Below are 20,904 nucleotides of genomic sequence, written 5' to 3' on the forward strand. Positions count from 1 at the left end.
AATACCTGAATATGAAAAAAATAATTATTTTATTCCTTGGTTTAACGATCATCGCCTGTAAGAAAAATCCCGACACATTTGTCAATAATAAAACAGATTCAACACAAAATATAAAATCGGACAGCTTAAGTACTGATCAGAATAGTACTGATAAAGAAAATACTTTAAAGCAAATTAATGAAGAAGTTGTACAGAGTTTAAAAGATAAAAATTACAGTAAGTTCTCAAATTTTATTCATCCTGAAAAAGGGGTAAGATTTTCGATGTACGCTTTTATAAATCCCAAAGAAGACAAAACATTTTCCAAAGCAGATTTTGTAAAATATCAACCCACCAAAACAATTTTTACTTGGGGAGCGATGGATGGTTCCGGTGATTTATATAAAGAAACAATCAATAATTATCTTACAAAATGGGTCTACCCAAAAGATTTTTCAAAAGCGCAGGTTTCTGTCAATGAATTTCAGGGAAAAGGAAATTCACTTAACAATTTGAAGAAAACTTATCCCAAAGCAGATTTCACAGAAAACTTCATCAACGGTTCAGGAGCCAATGCAGAGATGGATTGGAAGTGTCTCCGTTTGGTATTTGAAGAATTTCATGGAAAATATTACTTGATTGGAGTGATTAATGATCAATGGACAATCTGATCCAGTGTTTCAACTAATTTTTTTGTCAGATTTTTTCTCGAAAATTGCTCAATATTTTGAATATTTTCAGAAAGGTCTCCATTTTTCCACAATTCAAATTTTTCTAAAATAAAACTTTTAATCGTTTGATAATCATTATAGCTAAAATGTTTTCCGGCTTTTGTTTCATCAAGAATTTTAGCAACATCAGCTTGATCAGGACCAAATGAGATGATTTGTTTTCCGGTTGATAAATATTCGAAAATTTTTCCCGGAATAATGCCCTTTGAAGATTCTTTCGGAAAATTGGTTATCAGTAAAATATCAGAATTTTGCATTTCATCAATCGCCTTGTCATGAGAAAGATAGCCCAAATTCAAAATCGTATTTTTTAAGCTTGAATTTTCAATTTCGGTCAAAATTTTATCATCTATTCTTCCGGCGAATTTCAGATTAAAATTTTCAGCAAAATCTGAATTAGTTTTAACTAAATTATCTAATGCTTTCCAAAGGTTTTCAGGATTTCTCAATTGCTCCAGAACACCGATGTAGCTCAATGTAAATTTACGCTCGAGGGTTTGATAATCTGAATTTTTTTGATTTTGAGAAGCATCAGTTTCATCAAATCCATTGGTAATACAAACTGCATTTGCTCCGTTTATACGGAAGTTTACAGCGTCTGTATAACTTGTGGCTAAGGTAATGTCTGCATTTTCAAAGACATTACTCTCCAATTGACGGTGTTTTCGGTCTGAATTTTTAGTAAGTTTTAAATGTTTGTAGTAAGAAATTTCAGTCCACGGATCACGAAAATCTGCAATCCATTTTACATTGGGAAGTTTCTTTTTTAAATTTAAACCGATCAAATGCAGAGAATGCGGCGGACCTGAAGTTACGACCACATCGATTTTATTTTCTTTTAAATAGTGTTCAAGAAATTTCACAGAAGGTTTTACCCACAAAACTCGGGCATCAGGAATGAAGAAATTTCCTCGTACCCAAATCGAAAGTTTAGATTTCCAACTCTGATTTTTTCCGACATCAAACTGCCCGGCTTTGAATTTTTTATTGCTTTTGTTGAGTTTTTCTGCTAACTGATAAGGCTCCCAGATTTTGGTTTTTATGATTTCTAAATTTTCAGGAACATCTTTTATTAAGCTTTCATCCAACAAAGGATAACTTGGATTTTCAGGAGTAAAAATGATAGGTTTCCATCCGAATTCAGGTAAATATTTTGCAAATTTCAGCCACCTTTGAACACCAGGACCTCCCGCAGGAGGCCAGTAATAGGTGATGATTAATATTTTTTTTTGTTCCATTAGTAATGTAAACTATGCATTTTTATCTTTCCGTAGGAATCTAAGTTAAGTTTTTAAAATGATTTTAGCTGTTATTTATTTTGATATTGAATTCGTCACTTCGAGTAGATTTTGAAAAAAATCGTATTGAGAAGTCTGTATTTGAAGATAAATATATTCTCGATACATTTTTTCTCCACTTTGTTACGAAAAAACACTCGAATTGACGAATTCAATATAAAATTTTCAAAATATAAAACGGATTATTTTAATAATAATTTAGATTTTAAACGACAATTAAGTTTAAACTTTTTCTATTACGATATCTTTCTTCTTATTTTTAGTCATCCAGAAAATTCCGAAACCGCTTAATAATATAAATAATGCGAATGAAATAAGGGAGATCCATTTACCGGTTTCAATGACTTGTGGTTCAAAAACCATTCTTACATTATGATTTCCGGCAGGTACATGAACGGCACGAAGCAAATAATCAGCTTTTATATGTGGTACTTCTTTTCCATCAATAAAAAACTTCCAGCCGTGAGGGTAATAGATCTCAGAAAATACTGCCAATTGAGGGGTTTTAGACTGAGATTTAAACTCTAATTCGTTAGGCTGATATTTCGTTAAATTAATAAATGCAGTTGAGTCTGCTTGAACAGGTTTTCCGTCAAAATAGTTTTTATCAGAAGTCGCAACAACAGCCGTTTTTTTGCTGTTGATTACTCCGATTAATTTAATTTCCTGATTAGGAGAATCTACAAATTTTAAGTCACTCACGAACCAGGCATTTCCGTTTGCTCTTGGGTTCGGAATTGCTTGAGGTTGCTCCGGACCACCTAAAACAAGATATTTTGCATTTAAAAGATTCAGAATATTAGGAACTTTTACGGAATCCATTACCTGAAAATATTCATTAATAACATCGTCATATCTTCTCAATTTCACCGCATGATAACCACCGATGGAAGATTTGAAATAAGAAGTATTGGTCTCGCTGAATGTTCCTAAAATATTGTTGAAAATTCTATAATGAGTTTTATCTTTTTCAGCGATTGTTTCAAGAGTCTTATTTACATGAACACTTGATAAAATAGATGCCAGATTAGGATTTTCTTCAACTTTTTCTTCTAAAAGAGCTGAACTTTCTGTCTGAAACGGATTTTCTGCAATGGTTTTATCGACATAGTTTTCATCGTTCAGATATCTTTTATTTACTGACCAAAGATCAAAAATACTTACAACTCCAATAATAACCAAAGCGATATTCTGATTTAATTTCTGTTTTAAAACCATGAATAAAGCTGCTGCTGCAATGGCAACATATAAAAATGCTTTAATGGCATCAATTTTAAACATTTTAAATCTTTCATCCACCAGATAATCTAATAAGAAAGGAGGAAGATATAGTTTTTCGTTTTCTGTATAGAAACCTAGTAAAGATTTTCCTGCAACCAAAAGAATTAAAATACATCCTAATGTTCCACCGCCTACATATAGAAGAATTTTCTTTTTGTACTCTTCCGTTAAAGTTGAATCTGTAAAGAATCTGTACAACCCGATAATCGCAATTAAAGGGAATAATAATTCTACGACAACCAAGATAGAAGATGGAGCTCTGAATTTGTTATAAAAAGGAACAAAATCGATAAAGAAATCGGAGAAAAACATAAAATTGCTTCCCCAAGCTAAAAAAACTGTCAAAATAGAAGCTCCTAAAATCCAGTAACGATATTTTTTCCATGCAAAAAAGAATCCTAAAACGGCTAAGAAACAAACAATGGCTCCCTGATAAGCGGGTCCCGAAGTTCCCGGTTGGTCGCCCCAATAGGTTAGACTTCCAAATCCTTTTGAAATCCTGTCATATTCAGCTTGAGAACTTACATTCTGCTGAACCAATTCCTGAATTTTCGCCATCATTTCTTTTCCTTCCGGCTCCTGACTTCCGCCACCCATTAATCTTGGAATGAAAAGGTTTAGTGTTTCCAGTTTTCCGTAACTCCACATCAGCATACTTTCTTTATCCATTCCTGAATTTCCTTCAGTATGACTATCATTGGTTAAGATCTGTTTCCCACGAACGGTTTCTTTTATATACTCAGAATTCGCCATGATTCTTTGGGAATTCATTCCAACTCCGATTAAACAGGCAGCAGCAATAATTCCCGAAGAAATAAGGAAATGCTTCATTGGTGTTTTTTTCTGAATAGTACGAATCAATTCAGATAAGAATAAAAATCCTAATGCGAGGAAAAGATAATACGTCATCTGTGGGTGGTTCGCTGCGATCTGAAGCCCCATAAATAAGGTAGTGACAATAAATCCCCAGATGTAACTTTTTCTAATATAAACCAATAAAATTCCGGCTAATAGTGGCGCAAAATATTCAATGGTATTTATTTTTCCGTTGTGTCCTGCGGCAATAGCAATATAAAAATAGGTGGAAAGCCCGAAAAAAGTGGCTCCTAAAAGTGCATATTTCCAGTTTCTGACAACCACCATTCCCAAAAGGAAAAATCCGGCAAATAGTAGAAATAAATAATTGACAGGTCTTGGTAAAAAGTTCAGATTGCTGTCAATTTTTTTAATAATATCCCCTTTAAACTGACTTCCCATCTGATACGTCGGCATTCCTCCAAACATGGAATCGCTCCAATACGTTTCTTTATCGGTATCGGCTCTGTAATCAAGAAGTTCCTTTGCACCGCCACGATATTGCACAATGTCGTGCTGGAAAAGCTGTTTGCCTGTAAAAACAGGGGTGGAGTATAAAAATGCTAAAACTATAAATACAACTAACGAAATTGCAATATAAATTAAGTTTTTATTTTTAGCCATGTTGATGGTTATTATCTTTTGTTTTTAGGAATGATTACCTTTTGTCTTTACTTTCTTTTACTTCCTCGTAGTCCACCGTCTCTGCGTCCCACTTGATGTTTGGGTTATTCTTATTTGAGTTTTGTATGTCTGGCTTGTTATTATTTTGATTGTTGTTATTAAATCTGTAGCTGTAGAATGTCTTAAAGAAAATTCTCTTCAGAATATTCCACACAAAAAAAATAATAATAGCGGTGAGTACGAGCTCAAGAATATACTTCATAATAGATTGTATTTAAGATTTTGGGCTTTACAGTTAAGAGTTTTTCAATGATTAATTAAAAATCTTTCAACTTTCAAGCCCTAAAGCTTTTTAATTATTTTCCGGTAGGATTTACCATTACAGAAGAATTTGAAACACTTGTCATAGACTGCGATTCTTTTCCGTTTGAAATCGTTTCAATTTGTGTAGTTTTCACAGAAATATTCTGATTGGTGATCCAACCGGTATTCTGGTCAAACTTAATGGTTCCGTTTTGTGACAATTCGCTGCTCAAGCTGTGTGTAACTTCTCCCTGATTTTGTTTTTCAGTTTTCTTTGGAATTCCTCCGGTTACAGAAATTTCAGCAATACCATTTCCTACACTTCTCAAAATATAGTTAGATGTTACTTTAATTTTTCCCTGTGCATCGGCATTTTCGCTGTTTGTCCATTTCTCTCCGATTTTCGCTCCTTTTTTAGGAATAATCGTCAGATTTTTCATGAACTGATCTTTTAAGACTTTTTCATTAAAAGATTCTTTAAGACTTGCTACTACGCTTTCTTTCTGATTTTTATCTTTTATAATAGAACCCACAGAATTCGCAACTTTCGTGTAAACAGCATCAAAGCCTGTAATTGAAATTACATTTCCTCTGGTGTCCATTTTCATTGCTAATTTATTTCCTGTCAATGCTCTGTTGATATTCCAGATCATTTTCAGATCCTCTTCTTTAGGAATTGGCAATTTGGTATCTACCACAATCGTTTTTCCCTGTGAAGTCTGAGAATTTCTTTTGGCAATAAGATTTAAAGTAATATCATAAATATCTCCTTTAAGATCATTTACAGTGAAAGACATTTCGTCCGTAGACTCACTTGTTCCGTTCATGGTTTGACCTTTAGGATCAGTCATTGTTTTCGTATCTCTCTGATACGTTGTCAAAGGATAAGTTTTTCCTTTTTCTAATTTAAAAGATTGTTTGAAAATCCCTGCAGAATCTTTTATTGCCGGGTTTTCTTCCACCTTAGCCACAGAATCAGCCGGAACTTCTACAGTGATTGTTTTTCCTGTTTTAGGATCGAATTTTGTGATTTTTGCTGTTTCTTTTTTATTACAAGAAACGATGGCTATAGTTGAAATTAGTGCTAATGCAGCTATGTTTTTCATTTTTAAGATTTTAAGTGTTGATGGAATTAATTTCCTTTAGTAAATTTCTGTCTTACCGCTTCATATAAAATCGCTCCGCAGGCTACAGAAACATTCAGAGATTGAGTTTTTCCTTCGATCGGAAGCTTGATTTTTTCGTCGGCGTGATGAAGAACTTCTTTAGAAATTCCTGTTTCTTCATTACCCATTACAATGGCGCAAGGTTCTGTGAAATTGACATCATAAATTAATTTTTGAGCCTTCTCACTTGCTGCAAATACAGAAATTCCGCTTTGTTGAAGATAATCTACAACGTGAGCCAGGTTCGGTTCTTTACAGATTTTGATATTATAAAGTGCTCCTGCTGAAGTTTTAATAGCATCAGAATTAATGGGTGCACCACCTTTTTCAGGAATAATAACGGCATCAACTCCTACACATTCTGCCGTTCTACAGATTGCTCCGAAATTTCTCACATCTGTCAAACGATCCAAAATCAATAAAAACGGAGTTTTCCCTTCTTCAAATAATTGAGGAACAATATCTTCCACTCTGTGAAAAGGAACATCCGAAATAAAAGCTACAACACCCTGGTGGTTTTTTCTTGTAAAACGGTTCAGTTTTTCAACCGGAACGTAATTGGGACGAATTTTATTTTTAGCTAAAACGGCTTTTAATTCCGCATAAATTTCTCCCTGTAATGCATTCTGTACGAAAATTTTGTCAATCGTTTTTCCTGCTTCAATTGCTTCTATTACAGGACGCAGCCCGAAAATAAAGTCGTCTTTTTTATCTGTCATTTTATTATTTTAAATATTGAATAGGTATTCACTCTTATATCAATTTGGTGAAAAATCACATTCCACCATTAGATTTCGTAGTAAAGTTGACTATTTAACTATCTTCCTTTTTCTCCTAAAATTGCTCTTTTTTGAGACAAAATGTATCCATAATGCAAGCCCTCATGCATATTGTTGAAAATTATGGCATCCTGAATGCTTTTCAAATCCATCCCGAAACTTGTAGTATAAGGCGTGTAGTCTGAAAAGAAATCGCTGTCATAATCTTTCATCAGAATTTTTGAAGTTTCAGTTAATAAAAATTCTAAATCTTCCACTTCTGATTTCTGAACATTCAAGTTCGGTAAAGTTCCTTTTTTATAGGTTTCAATCCAATAATTATCAATTCTGAAAGGATTTCCGCTTAGGTAATAATGCAAAAGCTGCTGAGTAGCAACTGTATGGGCAATATTCCAGTAAAGATTATTGTTAAAACCATCCGGGATCAACAAAAGATCTTCGTGAGAAGTGTTCTGTAGTATATCTAAAAGGTTCTTTCTGACTTGTCTGTGAGCTTGAAAATGATAATTCATTTTGCAAAAATTTTAATCACCAAAAATAGTTTAATAAACTGAAAATGACAATTTTTAAAGGTTAGATTAAAGCAAAATTTATATATTTTTATGAAAAAACAGATTAATGTTATTGAGTTTTAAGGTTTCATCTATTGTGAACCTCGCATTGATGCTGGAATATTTAACAAACTTTAACTCAAATATGGCATTAATTGTGTTGATTAATGCAAGTATTTATTGGAAATTTACCCATTATTTTAAATTAAGCTATGTCAGAGATAAATCAAGCTGAAGATATTCGTCAATTGACGGAAAAAGTGAAAGAAGCAAATTACTTTTTTTCTCTTCTGAGACAGGAAATCAACAAGGTTATTATTGGGCAGGAATATATGATAGACCGCCTTTTGGTAGGTCTTTTAGGTAATGGACACGTTCTTCTGGAAGGAGTGCCGGGATTGGCTAAAACCTTGGCAATAAAAACTCTGGCAGAAGCTGTTCATGGTGAATTTTCGAGAATTCAGTTTACACCGGATTTACTTCCTGCGGATGTTGTAGGAACTATGATTTTCAATATTAAAGACAACGATTTTTCGATAAAAAGAGGTCCTGTTTTTGCCAATTTCGTGTTGGCAGATGAGATCAACCGTGCGCCTGCAAAAGTGCAGTCTGCTTTGTTGGAAGTTATGCAGGAAAAACAGGTGACAATCGGTGATGAAACCATGAAGTTACCAAAACCGTTTTTGGTGTTGGCAACGCAGAATCCAATCGACCAGGAAGGTACTTATCTTTTACCGGAGGCGCAAAGTGACCGTTTTATGCTGAAATGTACGATCGATTATCCAAAATTTGAGGACGAAAGAACAGTGATGAGAATGGTTTCAACTTCACATCAGCCAACTGTAAAACCTGTAATCTCTCTTGAGCATATTGTTGAAGCAAAAGAAATAATCAATCAGATTTATCTTGACGAAAAAATCGAAAAATATATTCTGGATATGGTTTTTGCAACCCGTTTCCCGGAAAATTACGGTCTTGCTGAATTAAAAAATTACATCAGTTTCGGAGCTTCTCCAAGAGCATCAATCAACTTGGCAATTGCTTCCAGAGCATATGCATTTTTGAAAGGACGAGCGTTTGTGATTCCTGAAGATGTGAAAGAATTGGCGAAAGATGTATTAAGACACAGAATTGGATTAACTTTTGAGGCAGAAGCGGAAGAAATTACATCTGAAGAAATTGTCAACAGAATTTTAGCGAAAATTCAGGCTCCGTAATGGGTGAAGTAATTATCAGAAAAGCAGTTGAGCAAGATTGTGCTCCGATGTTGGAGTTAATCAAAGAATTGGCTGATTATGAAAAGGCGCTGCATGAAGTTACATTAACGTTGGAACAATTTGTTGAAGACGGGTTTGGAAAGTCACCGGTTTGGGGAGCTTTTGTAGCAGAATTCGATGGAGAAATTGTAGGAATTTCACTGTATTACGACAGATATTCAACGTGGAAAGGGAGAAGATTATATCTGGAAGATTTAGTAGTGACGGAAAAATTGCGAGGTAAACAAATCGGAAAGGATTTGTTTGAAGCAACCATAGAGTACGGGAAATCAAATGAATATAGCGGAATGGTTTTTCAGGTGTTGAATTGGAATGAACCTGCCATTAATTTCTACAAAAAGTACAGTTCGAAATTTGACAATGAATGGTATAATGTTTCGATTGAATTTAAATAATGTAAAGATAGAAATGTGTAAGTTTTAGAAATGTAAAATCGTAAACTCACACATTTAAACACATAATATGCAGATAAAAGATATTGTAAAAAAAGTCAAGCAGATAGAAATCCGAACTCGAAAGAAGACGGAAGCTTCTCTGATGGGACAATATCACAGTGCTTTTAAAGGTCAGGGAATGACTTTTTCGGAAGTGCGTCCGTATCAGTTTGGCGATGAAATCCGTAGAATCGATTGGAATAAAACAGCCCGTTTCCGTGAACCCTTCGTAAAAGTGATGGAGGAGGAGCGAGAGTTGACTATGATGATTTTAGTTGATATTTCCGCTTCTATGGATTATGGAACTAAAGCTCAGTTAAAAAGAGAATATGTTGCAGAAATTGCAGCAAGTTTAGGCTTTTCTGCAGCAGGAAATAATGATAAAGTGGGGTTAATTTTATTTGCCGATAAAGTGTATAAAGTAATTCCTCCACAAAAAGGTAGAAAACATATTCTTTCGATTATCAGTAATATTCTAACGGCAGATTATATTCCTGCAGTTTCAAAATTGGATAAGGCAATGGAATATATGATGGGGATTTTCAAAAGAAAATCGTTGGTTTTTCTTCTTTCAGATTTTGAAGATGAATATGATTCTAAAATGTTGAGAGTGGTTTCAAAAAAGCATCAGTTGTTAGGTATGAGAATTTTTGATGAAAAAGACAATGAAATTCCTGATGTAGGATATACCTTATTATACGATGCGGAAACAGGACAGCAAGTTTGGGCAAATACATCCAGCGCAAGATGGAGATATACTTTTGCCGAAGCTCAAAAACAAAAATTAAGAACTTTAGAAGAAGATTTTGCCAATAGTTCTGCAAGTTTTCTGAATGTAAGTACGGGTTCAGATTATTCGAAATTATTGTATAATTATTTTCAGAAGAAATAACATCAATTGAAATGGGCTTTAGCACATTTTAAAATTAAAGATAAACATTCGGCTTTAGCCAAAATTTATAATTTAAATTGAAAAAACTATTATTTATATTTTGTTTTATCATCTGTGCAAATGCTTTTTCGCAGATACTTTCTTCCAGCATTGAGAAGAAAACTATTGCTTTGGGAGAAGTCAATCACATTGTGATAACCATTAATAATCTTAAAAACGAAAAGGTTTCTGCAGCTCCGGAAAATGAATTGTTGCCGTTTCATTTTGAAGAGGTGAAAGACAGTATTTCGCAAACGCAGGATATTTATTACCGAAGAATTGAATTTGCTGTTTTTGATGAAGGAAAATTTACTATTCCTGAGCTTGAATTTAAAGTGAATGGTAAAGTTTTAAAAACAATTCCTTATGAGATTGATGTGATCAATACGGCTCAGAAAGCAGATCAGATTAATGATATCATGAATAATAAGGAGGTAAAGCTTGAAGTAAAAGATTACTGGGAGCTTTATAAATTCTATATTTTGGCAGCAATTGCTCTTATTTGTCTGATTATTGCGGTTGTGATGTTTATTAAATATGGCAGAAAGTCGAAAAATTCTCCGGTTGTTGCAACCAATCAGACTTTGAAAGAATTAGATTCCCTGCAAAAGAAAAAATATGTGGAAAATGGAAATTATCGTTCATTTTATGTTGAATTGATTGATATTTCACGAAAATTTATCGCAAAACAATACCGTTTACCAGCAGATGTTTTGTTGACGGATGATTTGATTGATTTAATGAAGAAAAATAATACGATTTCTCAGGAAAATGAAAAAGTTGTGGAAGATGTATTTTTAAGAGGTGACCTTGTGAAATTTGCTAAAACTTTTCCTGACCAACAGGCGATGGAGAAAGATTTGGCAGACATCAGAGATTTTGTGAAAAGATCATCAAAAGATTTGGAATTTGAAAACCTGAGAAAAGATGTTTAATTTTGAGTTTTACAGTCCATGGTTTTTGGCACTTTTCTTTTTGTTTATTCCGCTTTTATTCAGAGATGTAAGTAAGAAGAAAAAGAAAGGAATAAAAGTTCCGACGGTCAAAAATATGGGCGATAGTGGCGGAATTCATATCGTTATGTTCTTCCTGAAAGTCTCAAAATACATCATGCTTTCTGCGTTGATTATTGCCATGGCAAGACCGAGAACTTTCACAATTTCTCAGGATAGAGACGATACAAAAGGGATTGATATCATGCTATCTGTTGATGTTTCTCTAAGTATGTTGGCGAAAGATTTAACACCTGATCGTCTGACGGCTTTAAAAGATATTGCCATTAAATTCGTTAATAAAAGACCCAATGACAGGATTGGTTTGGTTGCATATTCCGGCGAAGCATTTACAAAAGTTCCTGTAACTTCAGATCATCAGGTCGTTATTGATGAACTACAAAACTTAAATCCATTAGAGCTTCAGCCCGGAACGGCAATGGGCGAAGGACTTTCGGTTGCAGTAAATCACTTGAAAAACAGCAAAGCAAAAAGTAAAATCATCATCTTAATGACAGATGGTGTTAATACAATTGAAAATGCTATGCCGCCCGCAATTGCAACAGAATTGGCTAAAAATAACGGAATTAAAGTGTATTCTATTGGAATCGGTACAAACGGATATGCGTTGATGCCAACACAAACAGATATTTTCGGTGATCTTGTTTTCACGGAGACAGAAGTTAAAATTGATGAACCTGTTTTAAAGGAGGTTGCTCAAATGACTGGAGGTAAATATTTCAGAGCGACATCCAATAGCAGCTTAGAGGAAGTATATGATGAAATTAACCAATTGGAGAAATCTGATGTAAAAGTTTCTAAATTGTTCAATTATCAGGAATATTTTAAGATTTTCCTTTGGATTGCATTGGGAATGCTGTTTTTAGATGCGTTAATGAGATGGGTTTTATATAAAATTTTAAGCTAATGAGTTGGTATTTAGGAAATTATTGGTATTTATTACTGCTGTTGCTTTTACCGCTGTTAGCTTTCTTTTTGATCCGCTTTTTGAGATGGAAAAAAAAGAAAAGAGAAATTTTTGCAGACAGCAGATTTCATGATAATTTATTTGAAAAAAAATCTGGTTTTACGAAATTTTTTCCTGCTTTATATTTATTGGCAACATTATTTTTAATTTTTTCCATTATTGATTTACTGAGCGGTTCAGAAGAAATCAAAACTAATCAGAAACTGAATAATGTGATTTTCATGCTCGATGTTTCCAATTCGATGAATGCGGAGGATATTAATCCGAGTCGTTTGACAGAAGCCAAAAATCTCATGATTCAAACGATGCAGAAAATGAAAAGTGATAAAGTAGGAATTGTAATTTTTGCAGGACAGGCAACATCAATTATGCCTTTGACGACAGATTACAGTTCAGCTGAAACCTACATCAACGGAATTGAAACAAACTCAATGCAGATTCAGGGAACAGATTTTTTAAACGGAATGAAAATCGCTGTTGAGAAATTTAAAAATGTGAGCAAAGGTGCAAGAAAGGTAGTTTTGTTGAGTGATGGGGAAGATAATGAAGGTAACGATAGTGAGGCTGTAAAATTAGCGAACAGAGAAGGTATAACGGTGACTTCAGTGGGAATAGGTTCAGATGAAGGAGCGCCTGTTCCGGAATATACTTTCGGACAGTTAATGGGATATAAAACAGATGTAAACGGGCAGACGGTTATCTCAAAAAGACAGACAGAAGCACTGAAAAAAATGGCTCAGTCTACAGGAGGAGAATATATAGACGGAAATAATATCAATGAAGCTCCGGATAGAATTAATGATGCTTTAAGTAAAAAATCCGGATCATCGGAGACGTTGGTTAAATCACAGAATGCCAATCATTATTATCAATATTTTCTGGGTGTTTCGATATTTTTCTTTTTCATCATTTTTATTTTTAATCCAAAAAGAGATTTTAATGTATAATTTTCAGATTCTTAGTTTTAGAAGAAGATCATTACTTTAACCCAACTTTAACAAATAAAACCCTGTTTATTAACATATAAAGGAATAATTTTGTACAAGATGAATACTAAAATCTTTTTTTTATCGTTTATATTTGCTTTCATGTTTTCGGATTTTCTGTTTGGGCAGAAAAACTACAGAACGCTGGTATATGAGGGTAACGAAAAGTTTAATGGTAAAGATTATGATGGAGCGTCTTCTAAGTATATGGAAGCTATTAAAATCAATCAGAAAGATTTTACGGCACACTACAATTTAGGGAATGCTTTGTATAAGAATAAAAAATATGAAGAGGCAAAGGCTGAGTTTGAAAAAGCACAGAAACTTTCTCAGACAGTTCCGGATAAAGCGGCAGCTCTTCATAATTTAGGAAACACTTATATGCAGATGAATCAGGCAGAGAAGGCTGCAGATTATTATAAGCAATCCTTGAAACAAAATCCTTACAGCGAGGCAACAAGAAAAAACTTTGAAATTGCCAAACTGAAAGAAAAGGAAAACCAACAGAAGAAAAACCAGCAGAATAAATCAGGTAAAGGCGGAGGCGGTAAAGATAAACAGCAAAATGATGATCAAAAGGGAGATTCTAAACAGGATCAGGGACAAGGTAAACAAAACCAGGGAAAGAGTCCGCAAGGAAACGATCCTGAACAAAGTCCCAACAATGAAGGTAAAATCCCAAAAGACCTTGAAAATCAAATACTCGATAAAGTAAGCGAAAAAGAAAAAGAAACTGCCAAAAGAATTTTAAATAAAAATTCTTATTCGATGCCTGAGAGCAACGAGAAAGATTGGTGATGAAACACAGATTGACCTACATATTGTTCCTTTTGGTATCCGTAATTTCTTACGGACAGGTGAATCTTACTTTAGAGACCGACAAAGATGATTATAAAGGTAAAGAGATCGTAAATCTCACTGTTGTTCTGGAATTAAATGGGAGCGATCTCGTTCAGCAGACGGGCTTTCAGCTTCCTGATTTATCTAAATTCAATATAATTGGCAGTGGATCTGTCACCAATACATTTGTAGATCCCGAAACCAACACGGTTGTTATTCAAAAAGTATCGAGAATTGCGCTTGAACCTAAGCAGAAAGGAAAAATAAAGATAGGTTCTGTTTTAGTAACGGTTAGCAATAAAATTTATAAAACAGAGCCTTTCAATATTAATATAAAAGATATTGAGAAAAAACCTATTGCTGCCGCCACTGCTTCGAAAGATGTTTATTTAAATATGGAAATTGAAGATCGTGATGTATATCAGGATCAGCCTACCATCGCTGTTTTGAAGGTATATTCTAAGAATATGGATAACTTAAGAAGAGTAAAAAATATTCATCTTCCTGAGCAGGATAATTTAAATGTGTATCCTGTAAGTTTTTCGAAATCGGAAATTGATCCTGCAGATAACGGGAATATGTCGTCGCAGATTCTTGCGGTATTTATGGTTTTTCCAAATGAAGCGGGATATGTTGAGGTTCCGGGAGTTTCGGCTTCTGTGAATTCTTATTCTCATAAAAATAAAATCGTCTCCAATAAAGTAAAAATCAACGTTAAAAAGCTTCCTGAGGGTTCTCCTGAATATTTTAGAAATGCAGTTGGGAATTTTAAAGTAAGTGTTGCAAATACTTCAAAGGAAAAAGCTGAAGTCAAAAAACCGATTAACGTTTTAGTGAAAGTTAGTGGTGACGGTAATCTTAAAAATATGGAGTTGCCTAAAATTGCTGCATCTCCTGATTATGAAGTGTTTCCTCCGAAAATTACTTCAAAAGTTACTGTTGGAACGGGAGGAATGAAAGGCGAAATGCTGGCAAATTATATTATTATTCCTAAAAAGGCGGGTGAAATTACTATTAAAACAGAACAGTTTGCATTTTTTGATCCTTCAAGTAAAGAATATGTAGATCTTGGGCAGGAAAAATTAGTTGTGAATGCATTTTCACATGAGCAGATTCTGGAAGCCCGTACTACTGTTGAAAAAGTAAATGAATATACGAATACATTTTTAGAAACTGTTAATACACCGGTGTTAAAAACAACTTCATTCAAAGTAAAAGAAAAAAGTAAATTTCACTGGAATGTACTTCTAATCAATATTGCGATTTTATTAGGATTATTTATAGCATTCATTTTATTTAAGACTTGGCAAAAAAAACGTGGTTTGGTTAAAGAAAATACACCACCGAAACCTTTAGGATCTGTGGCAGAAACTGAAACTGAAATCAGAGAAAACCTTAAAACTGATATTAACGATTATTTCAGCTATCTTGAAAATCTGAAAGATAATGGTGATTATCAAACATTTTTCCAAACATTAGATGAACTGGATTCTGAAATAAGAAATCAATATTCTCAAAGCTCAGCAGAAGATTTCAAGAAACTTTTAGAAAATTCTAAAGGAAGTTTTATTGCTAAAGAGTATGAGAAAACGATTCAAACAATACAGATGGAAAAGTACGCTCCTGTAAAATCTTCAGAAGGTATTGATGAACTTTTAAAGACTGTTGTTAAATTGTATTCACAAATTAGCAAATAATCAATTTATTTTCATATTTTTGCGAAATTATTAAAAATTGAAAAAATGGAAGTTTTTGATCATTTTTCTATTAAAGAGATTGTTACCTGTTTTATGGTACTTTTCGCAGTTATTGATATAATCGGCTCGATTCCTATTATTGTAAGTTTAAAACAAAAATTTGGAGAGATTGAAGCAAAAAGAGCTTCTTTAACTGCAGGTGGAATTATGTTGGTCTTTCTTTTTGTAGGAAATAAAATTCTAAAATTTATTGGAGTTGATGTAAATTCTTTCGCTATTGCTGGAGCATTTGTGATTTTTATTATCGCTTTGGAAATGATTTTAGGGATTGAGATCAATAAAAATTCGGAGGCAAAATCAGCATCCATCGTTCCTATTGCTTTTCCGCTAGTTGCAGGAGCAGGAACATTAACAACGACCTTGTCGCTGAAAGCTGAATTCCATGATATTAATATTATTTTTGGAATCATTCTCAATACAATTTTCGTATATTTGGTGCTGAAATCTGCGACATGGCTGGAGAAGAAAATGGGAGATGCTACATTGTCTATTTTACAGAAAGTTTTCGGAATTATCCTGTTGGCGATTTCAATTAAATTATTCACCGCAAATTTTGCCCAATTAGTGCAGAATTATATTAATTTTTAAGAGTTATGCAGAAGTTTTATAAAGTATTTTTAGTACTGTTTATCGTTTTCATCGCAATTAATCTTTATGCGCTTGATTGGAGATCTGATATTTTATCTGAGGATAATCTAAAGTTTGTATTTTCAATTGCTTCAGCCGTAATCGGCCTTATTATTTTATTCGTTATGGATACCTGGAGCAGAATCGGAGTGAAGAAATAAGTTTAAAATTACACTATTTTTATATAAAACCTCTTTCGGAATGAAAGAGGTTTTTTTTAATTTATGCACACGCAATTCCACATTCAAGTGAGCAGAGTAATACGCCTGTTTCTGTAGGTTTACTATAGCATCCATTTGTACGATGACAATTTGTTACGCATTGAGTTGTTGTTATAGGATCAACAGAAGCAGCCAATCTTCCCGTTGGACCGGACAGAAGTTTTTTAAGATTCTTAACGGTTGAATCAGAAAGTTGTTGACGACCCTCGTCTGAATAATAGGTTGCTATTGGCTTTTCGTTTTTATCCAATATTACTTTAAAATAAAAGCCTTGACCTAGTGAATTTTCTTTATAAATTACATAAAATGACTCACCTGTATTTTCGGAAATTTTAGTAAGTATATTAAACGTTTTATTCTTTGGTTCTTCATTTTTTCTAAAAGATTTAAAATACTGTTTGTCGTCTCTGTCTGTGTACTGGTTGTTAGCCTTACTTGTAGCAAAGGCAAATAATAAAAGTGCGAATGCTAATAAAAAGTTATTTTTCATATTATTTGTTTTTTAAAGTTCAATTCTGTTTTCTTTTTTATATTCTTCAATCATTTTTTTCTGTGTTTCATTGAGCAGTTTTCTTACGTCAACGATATTACCGTTCGCATCTTTTTTTTCATAGATTTGAGTATTATTCATCAATTCAAACATTCTTTTCATTGGTTCTTCAATATGACTTTTTCTCATCTTTACAAATTTTGATTTTGAGGTTTCGATATACTTTCTTTTTGAAATACGATCATCAATCGTAATTTTCTTTTCTTTTGAAATACCAACCGCTAAAAAGTGGTGATCTTTTTTTTCATCATATATCTCAAGAATTAAACCTGGCAATCCAAAAAATTTATACGGTCCATCCTGAATAGGAATTTCTGGTGTAAAATACGCTTCATAATTTCTTCCTGCATACTCTGTAGTTGCCAAATACGCCTTGAATCCTAATATTTCTTTGCTCTCTTTGCTTATTTTCCATATGAATTTTGGTTCTTCAATATATTTGTATTCATGTTCATCAAATTCATCAGAATAATAAATAACTTCTTTAGATGAGAGCTTTTTTCGAATATAACAGCCGAGTAAATCAGCGGGTAATGCTTTAAAATTAATCTTTTTACCAAGCTTCTCGTCTGATGTCATAATAGAATCAGCTAAATAGGGTGCCTCACTAAAAAATGTAGAATAATTTTCTTCAATATTCAAAAAAGTATTTTGTGAAACTATTCTTGTGCTGTCTTTCATAACATGCTTAGAATAATCATATTGTATGACAAATGATTGTGCTATTGTAGGACTTGAAAAGCAAATGAAAATTATAAAAAGTATAATAGTATTTTTCATTTCTATGCGCCTGCACATTCTAATACACAATCTAAAGCACAAAGCGCAGTTCCTGTTTGTGTAGGTTGGTCATAACATTGCCAAGTTTTTGTGCAGTTAGAAACGCAATTTCCCACAGTAAGCACTGGACCTATTGCGCTTCGTTGCAAAGAATTTGAATTTGTGATAATTTCTAAGAGATTTGACTTTATTTTTTCTCTATTATTTACTATTAAGTTTTTAAACTCGCTACCGTTATCCAAAACTTCAATAGAAAAAGAGGTGACTTTACCTAAGAATCCCTCTCCGACAGAAATTTTCAAATCATAGATTTTATCATTATATTTTTTATGAATAATAACTGTATGGGTTTTAACCTCTTTCAAATCATTTTTGTAAATAAGAACATTATTATTGGAATAATGAAAGCTGAAAATTAATAACGTTAGAAATAAAAATAATTTTTTCATAATTGTTTAATTTTTAAATGTTTTTTAATTAATTTTTTACAAGTTTATGTTTTCGCGAGAACATATTACAAAACTAAAAAACAAATCCCTAAGTATACTCATCAAAATTGATAAAAGATTATTCAATTTTGAACAATTTTCATCCACTTTTGAAAGTTTTTTATTTTGTACATTTAAGAAACTTTAGATACCTTTGTTTAAATACAAAATTGCATGAAAATAGGTCAAAAACTGAAAGGAATGAGAATTGAAAAAGGATTTTCCACTATAGAAATTGCTGAAAAATTAGATATTTCAGAATCTACTTATAGAAGATATGAAGCTGACAAAAGTTTTCCAGATGTGTTTATTTTGGATAAAATTGCAAAAATATACGATAAAACTTTAAATGATATATTGCCAGAAGGACTGACCGTCATAAACAATAATAATGGAGAGTATTCTAATAATGCAGGTTATATAGTAAATCAATATCTTTCAGAAAAACTTATCGAGCAGTATGAAGAAAGATTGAAAGAAAAAGATGAACAAATTGCTTTACTAAAAAGCCTTTTAGATAAAAAATAGTATCAATTATTTAATATAAAACCTCTTTCAGACTGAAGGAGGTTTTTTTTGTCAATAAAGATGAAATTTCTAAGAGATTACCAGATTTTTCAAAACTGCTTCTGATTTCAATTCCGTTTCAATCCATTCTTTTTCAGGGTTGCTTTGGGCTGTAATTCCTCCTCCTACAAATAAATGTACTGAATCTTTGTAAAGTTTAGAACAACGAAGATTCACAAAGTACTGAACAGTTTCTTCAGTTTCAATTTTAATATAACCTGCGTACAATTCACGAGGAAATTTTTCAATTTTTTCAATTTTTTCCTTACAAAACTCTTTCGGAATTCCACAAACTGCCGGAGTAGGATGTAATTCCTGAATAATTTTATCTAAATTTTCTGCTTTTATATGGGCTTTAAAATCTGTTCTAAGGTGTTTTATATTTCCCGAAATATGATCATACGTTTCCGATTCTTCTAGATTTTCAGAATAATTATGCAAAATATTTCTGATATAATTAGAGACAGGTTTTTGTTCTTCAATTTCTTTTTCCGACCAATTTTCTGAAACAGGAAGTGTTCCGGCCAGACTCATCGTTTCAAATTCATAAGTCTTTTTATTGAATTTCCCTAAAACTTCTGAGAAGGCACCCATCCATGAATTCTCACCATCATTAAAGATATATCTGAAAGCATTAGGATAAGATCGGCAAAGATTTTTAAAGCTTTTATTTAAATCAATTTCATTAAAATCTGTGAAAATTTTTCTTCTTGAATAGACCATTTTGGGAAGTTGATTTTCATTGATAACTGAAATGACTTTATTCAGATTTTGTAAGTATTCTTCCTTCGTTTCTACTAAAAATTGATTTTTATCTTCTGTTAAAGATTTGCTTGAAATTATTGTTTTATCAAATATTTCCGGATTTATTTCGACAATATTTCCATTAAAATCAATTTGACTTAAACCATCAAAAGAATAAAAATTAATATGATTTTCAGTTGAATTTTTGTCTGTTGAATATAATTTTTCGTCGAATGGAAGTTTGAAATAAATCATTGAATATTTTTTTTTAAAATCAAAGTTTAGAAATAATATATGAAATTCCTACATTGATTTTCCTTTCTGCAAAGGTATTATTAGTCTTAAAAATGTCAAAATCGAAATCACTGTTTTTTAATGAAAAATTCTTTATCTTGTACTGTTGATATTCCATCGAAATAAGGAAACGTTTTAAAATTCTGTATTGAACACCCATAGAAAATCCAAAATTGGTGTTATTGCTTTTGAAATCATCCAATTTATTCAAAACCCCATTATCAGGAACTAGAAATTGCATCTTGTAAGAATTTCTATTAATTAAAAATCCTGCGAACGGACGAATATTTTTCCACTCATAAAATAATTTTAGCTGCAATACGTATTCGAAATTTTTATTATTAAATCGCTGAAAAAGTAGTGGTTGGGCATCTTTGGAAAAATAAAATCCGTCAAGATAGGTTTCTTCTTTATTGGCATCCAAATCAAATGTCGAGTTCCAACGATAAATATTTGCCGAAAGCATCAATGAAAGTTGAGGTTTAATAATACTTTTTGAAATCCACATCCCAATATTTTCACCGAGTTGAGATTTATTTGCTATATCTTTTGCCAAAGAGCTATTTTTTAAACCGATTCCTGCTTCAATTCCGTATTCAAAAATTCTTCTCTTTGTTATTTCTTTGCCAGGTTCGGAGAGAAAAGATTTATTTTTAATTTCAATCTCATTGATTTTGGGTTGAGAAATTGTAATATCTTTTAAACTGAGCTTTATAGGTTTTTCCAAATAAACAGTATCGTAAACAATTACTTTTTCATACACGTAAACGGTATCAACTTTTTTTCTCTTTTGTGCAAAAGAAAGATGTACTAAAATAATGGAAAAAAGAAGAATTATTTTTCTTAAAAACATGGTTGTTT

The 20,904-nt window shown here is 32.5% G+C and carries 23 protein-coding genes; 12 read left to right on the forward strand and 11 right to left on the reverse strand.

All coding sequences use genetic code 11. The annotated features are described in order from the left end of the window. Nucleotides 1–11: 11 nt before the first annotated feature. Nucleotides 12–650 (forward strand): hypothetical protein, encoded by a 639-nt coding sequence (locus ASG22_RS19270; RefSeq protein WP_055988139.1) that lies wholly within the window; start codon nt 12–14, stop codon nt 648–650. Here the strand turns inward: ASG22_RS19270 and ASG22_RS19275 are convergent. The 6 genes from ASG22_RS19275 to ASG22_RS19295 form a co-directional block, all read right to left on the reverse strand. Continuing rightward, a complete protein-coding gene (locus tag ASG22_RS19275) occupies nt 635–1,948 on the reverse strand; it encodes a glycosyl transferase family 1 (protein ID WP_055988141.1) in 1,314 nt (437 codons plus the stop codon). The genes ASG22_RS19270 and ASG22_RS19275 overlap by 16 nt on opposite strands. A gap of 282 nt (nt 1,949–2,230) precedes the next feature. Next, the gene (locus tag ASG22_RS19280; protein WP_185113824.1) at nt 2,231–4,768 is read right to left on the reverse strand and encodes a YfhO family protein; all 2,538 of its coding nucleotides are present in this window, start codon (nt 4,766–4,768) and stop codon (nt 2,231–2,233) included. A 34-nt stretch (nt 4,769–4,802) separates the two neighbouring features. Continuing rightward, nucleotides 4,803–5,030, reverse strand: coding sequence for a hypothetical protein (locus ASG22_RS20800; protein ID WP_082505056.1), 228 nt, complete (start codon nt 5,028–5,030; stop codon nt 4,803–4,805). 94 nt (nt 5,031–5,124) lie between these two features. Continuing rightward, a complete protein-coding gene (locus ASG22_RS19285; protein WP_055988146.1) occupies nt 5,125–6,177 on the reverse strand; it encodes a DUF6263 family protein in 1,053 nt (350 codons plus the stop codon). A 26-nt stretch (nt 6,178–6,203) separates the two neighbouring features. After that, nucleotides 6,204–6,956: a 23S rRNA (guanosine(2251)-2'-O)-methyltransferase RlmB gene (rlmB, locus tag ASG22_RS19290; protein ID WP_055988148.1), complete on the reverse strand. Its 753-nt coding sequence runs from the start codon at nt 6,954–6,956 to the stop codon at nt 6,204–6,206. A 98-nt stretch (nt 6,957–7,054) separates the two neighbouring features. Beyond that, the gene (locus tag ASG22_RS19295) at nt 7,055–7,528 is read right to left on the reverse strand and encodes a DinB family protein (protein ID WP_055988150.1); all 474 of its coding nucleotides are present in this window, start codon (nt 7,526–7,528) and stop codon (nt 7,055–7,057) included. 251 nt (nt 7,529–7,779) lie between these two features. On the opposite strand from ASG22_RS19295, the gene ASG22_RS19300 reads away from it, so the two are divergent. From ASG22_RS19300 to ASG22_RS19345, 10 genes are all read left to right on the forward strand, one after another. Beyond that, nucleotides 7,780–8,784 (forward strand): AAA family ATPase, encoded by a 1,005-nt coding sequence (locus ASG22_RS19300; protein WP_055988152.1) that lies wholly within the window; start codon nt 7,780–7,782, stop codon nt 8,782–8,784. Next, nucleotides 8,784–9,239 carry a GNAT family N-acetyltransferase gene (locus ASG22_RS19305; RefSeq protein ID WP_055988153.1) on the forward strand — a complete coding sequence of 152 codons (456 nt, stop codon included), beginning with the start codon at nt 8,784–8,786 and terminating at the stop codon, nt 9,237–9,239. The genes ASG22_RS19300 and ASG22_RS19305 overlap by 1 nt, the downstream gene beginning before the upstream one ends. Nucleotides 9,240–9,306: 67 nt before the next feature. Next, nucleotides 9,307–10,170 (forward strand): DUF58 domain-containing protein, encoded by an 864-nt coding sequence (locus ASG22_RS19310; RefSeq protein ID WP_055988156.1) that lies wholly within the window; start codon nt 9,307–9,309, stop codon nt 10,168–10,170. Between the two features lie 77 nt (nt 10,171–10,247). Further along, nucleotides 10,248–11,144 carry a BatD family protein gene (locus ASG22_RS19315; protein WP_055988158.1) on the forward strand — a complete coding sequence of 299 codons (897 nt, stop codon included), beginning with the start codon at nt 10,248–10,250 and terminating at the stop codon, nt 11,142–11,144. Further along, on the forward strand, nt 11,137–12,129 hold the full coding sequence (locus ASG22_RS19320; RefSeq protein WP_055988159.1) for a VWA domain-containing protein: 993 nt from the start codon (nt 11,137–11,139) through the stop codon (nt 12,127–12,129). Before ASG22_RS19315 ends, ASG22_RS19320 begins: the two co-directional genes overlap by 8 nt. Then, on the forward strand, nt 12,129–13,136 hold the full coding sequence (locus tag ASG22_RS19325) for a vWA domain-containing protein (RefSeq protein ID WP_055988161.1): 1,008 nt from the start codon (nt 12,129–12,131) through the stop codon (nt 13,134–13,136). The genes ASG22_RS19320 and ASG22_RS19325 overlap by 1 nt, the downstream gene beginning before the upstream one ends. A gap of 99 nt (nt 13,137–13,235) precedes the next feature. Further along, nucleotides 13,236–13,973 carry a tetratricopeptide repeat protein gene (locus tag ASG22_RS19330; RefSeq protein WP_055988163.1) on the forward strand — a complete coding sequence of 246 codons (738 nt, stop codon included), beginning with the start codon at nt 13,236–13,238 and terminating at the stop codon, nt 13,971–13,973. Then, nucleotides 13,973–15,712, forward strand: a complete 1,740-nt coding sequence (locus ASG22_RS19335) for a BatD family protein (protein ID WP_055988165.1) — start codon at nt 13,973–13,975, stop codon at nt 15,710–15,712. The genes ASG22_RS19330 and ASG22_RS19335 overlap by 1 nt, the downstream gene beginning before the upstream one ends. Nucleotides 15,713–15,757: 45 nt before the next feature. Continuing rightward, nucleotides 15,758–16,360 (forward strand): MarC family protein, encoded by a 603-nt coding sequence (locus tag ASG22_RS19340; RefSeq protein WP_055988167.1) that lies wholly within the window; start codon nt 15,758–15,760, stop codon nt 16,358–16,360. A gap of 5 nt (nt 16,361–16,365) precedes the next feature. Next, nucleotides 16,366–16,560: a hypothetical protein gene (locus tag ASG22_RS19345; protein WP_055988168.1), complete on the forward strand. Its 195-nt coding sequence runs from the start codon at nt 16,366–16,368 to the stop codon at nt 16,558–16,560. Nucleotides 16,561–16,621: 61 nt separating this feature from the next. On the opposite strand, the gene ASG22_RS19350 is transcribed toward ASG22_RS19345, so the two are convergent. The 3 genes from ASG22_RS19350 to ASG22_RS19360 are packed head-to-tail and all read right to left on the reverse strand — an operon-like array spanning nt 16,622 to nt 18,399. Continuing rightward, the gene (locus tag ASG22_RS19350; RefSeq protein ID WP_055988171.1) at nt 16,622–17,110 is read right to left on the reverse strand and encodes a hypothetical protein; all 489 of its coding nucleotides are present in this window, start codon (nt 17,108–17,110) and stop codon (nt 16,622–16,624) included. 12 nt (nt 17,111–17,122) lie between these two features. Beyond that, nucleotides 17,123–17,968, reverse strand: coding sequence for a GLPGLI family protein (locus tag ASG22_RS19355; protein WP_082505057.1), 846 nt, complete (start codon nt 17,966–17,968; stop codon nt 17,123–17,125). Beyond that, nucleotides 17,953–18,399, reverse strand: coding sequence for a hypothetical protein (locus tag ASG22_RS19360; RefSeq protein ID WP_055988175.1), 447 nt, complete (start codon nt 18,397–18,399; stop codon nt 17,953–17,955). The genes ASG22_RS19355 and ASG22_RS19360 overlap by 16 nt, the downstream gene beginning before the upstream one ends. Before the next feature lie 213 nt (nt 18,400–18,612). On the opposite strand from ASG22_RS19360, the gene ASG22_RS19365 reads away from it, so the two are divergent. Further along, on the forward strand, nt 18,613–18,966 hold the full coding sequence (locus ASG22_RS19365; RefSeq protein ID WP_055988176.1) for a helix-turn-helix domain-containing protein: 354 nt from the start codon (nt 18,613–18,615) through the stop codon (nt 18,964–18,966). 69 nt (nt 18,967–19,035) lie between these two features. On the opposite strand, the gene ASG22_RS19370 is transcribed toward ASG22_RS19365, so the two are convergent. Together ASG22_RS19370 and ASG22_RS19375 are read right to left on the reverse strand one after the other, a co-directional pair. After that, nucleotides 19,036–20,004 (reverse strand): chorismate-binding protein, encoded by a 969-nt coding sequence (locus ASG22_RS19370; protein WP_055988178.1) that lies wholly within the window; start codon nt 20,002–20,004, stop codon nt 19,036–19,038. Between the two features lie 19 nt (nt 20,005–20,023). Further along, the gene (locus ASG22_RS19375) at nt 20,024–20,896 is read right to left on the reverse strand and encodes an outer membrane beta-barrel protein (RefSeq protein WP_055988181.1); all 873 of its coding nucleotides are present in this window, start codon (nt 20,894–20,896) and stop codon (nt 20,024–20,026) included. Between the last annotated feature and the right edge of the window lie 8 nt (nt 20,897–20,904).

The organism is Chryseobacterium sp. Leaf405 (genome assembly GCF_001425355.1).
Taxonomy (GTDB): Bacteria; Bacteroidota; Bacteroidia; order Flavobacteriales; family Weeksellaceae; genus Chryseobacterium.

Excerpts from the sequence above, each read along its gene's own strand:
- ASG22_RS19330 (WP_055988163.1), top strand. The coding sequence starts at position 13,236 with ATGAATACTAAAATCTTTTTTTTATCGTTTATATTTGCTTTCATGTTT.
- ASG22_RS19350 (WP_055988171.1), bottom strand. The coding sequence starts at position 17,110 with ATGAAAAATAACTTTTTATTAGCATTCGCACTTTTATTATTTGCCTTT.
- ASG22_RS19275 (WP_055988141.1), bottom strand. The coding sequence starts at position 1,948 with ATGGAACAAAAAAAAATATTAATCATCACCTATTACTGGCCTCCTGCG.
- ASG22_RS19320 (WP_055988159.1), top strand. The coding sequence starts at position 11,137 with ATGTTTAATTTTGAGTTTTACAGTCCATGGTTTTTGGCACTTTTCTTT.
- ASG22_RS19375 (WP_055988181.1), bottom strand. The coding sequence starts at position 20,896 with ATGTTTTTAAGAAAAATAATTCTTCTTTTTTCCATTATTTTAGTACAT.
- ASG22_RS19310 (WP_055988156.1), top strand. The coding sequence starts at position 9,307 with ATGCAGATAAAAGATATTGTAAAAAAAGTCAAGCAGATAGAAATCCGA.
- ASG22_RS19325 (WP_055988161.1), top strand. The coding sequence starts at position 12,129 with ATGAGTTGGTATTTAGGAAATTATTGGTATTTATTACTGCTGTTGCTT.
- ASG22_RS19340 (WP_055988167.1), top strand. The coding sequence starts at position 15,758 with ATGGAAGTTTTTGATCATTTTTCTATTAAAGAGATTGTTACCTGTTTT.
- ASG22_RS20800 (WP_082505056.1), bottom strand. The coding sequence starts at position 5,030 with ATGAAGTATATTCTTGAGCTCGTACTCACCGCTATTATTATTTTTTTT.
- rlmB (WP_055988148.1), bottom strand. The coding sequence starts at position 6,956 with ATGACAGATAAAAAAGACGACTTTATTTTCGGGCTGCGTCCTGTAATA.
- ASG22_RS19335 (WP_055988165.1), top strand. The coding sequence starts at position 13,973 with ATGAAACACAGATTGACCTACATATTGTTCCTTTTGGTATCCGTAATT.
- ASG22_RS19285 (WP_055988146.1), bottom strand. The coding sequence starts at position 6,177 with ATGAAAAACATAGCTGCATTAGCACTAATTTCAACTATAGCCATCGTT.
- ASG22_RS19360 (WP_055988175.1), bottom strand. The coding sequence starts at position 18,399 with ATGAAAAAATTATTTTTATTTCTAACGTTATTAATTTTCAGCTTTCAT.
- ASG22_RS19270 (WP_055988139.1), top strand. The coding sequence starts at position 12 with ATGAAAAAAATAATTATTTTATTCCTTGGTTTAACGATCATCGCCTGT.
- ASG22_RS19305 (WP_055988153.1), top strand. The coding sequence starts at position 8,784 with ATGGGTGAAGTAATTATCAGAAAAGCAGTTGAGCAAGATTGTGCTCCG.
- ASG22_RS19355 (WP_082505057.1), bottom strand. The coding sequence starts at position 17,968 with ATGTGCAGGCGCATAGAAATGAAAAATACTATTATACTTTTTATAATT.
- ASG22_RS19300 (WP_055988152.1), top strand. The coding sequence starts at position 7,780 with ATGTCAGAGATAAATCAAGCTGAAGATATTCGTCAATTGACGGAAAAA.
- ASG22_RS19365 (WP_055988176.1), top strand. The coding sequence starts at position 18,613 with ATGAAAATAGGTCAAAAACTGAAAGGAATGAGAATTGAAAAAGGATTT.
- ASG22_RS19280 (WP_185113824.1), bottom strand. The coding sequence starts at position 4,768 with ATGGCTAAAAATAAAAACTTAATTTATATTGCAATTTCGTTAGTTGTA.
- ASG22_RS19370 (WP_055988178.1), bottom strand. The coding sequence starts at position 20,004 with ATGATTTATTTCAAACTTCCATTCGACGAAAAATTATATTCAACAGAC.
- ASG22_RS19295 (WP_055988150.1), bottom strand. The coding sequence starts at position 7,528 with ATGAATTATCATTTTCAAGCTCACAGACAAGTCAGAAAGAACCTTTTA.
- ASG22_RS19345 (WP_055988168.1), top strand. The coding sequence starts at position 16,366 with ATGCAGAAGTTTTATAAAGTATTTTTAGTACTGTTTATCGTTTTCATC.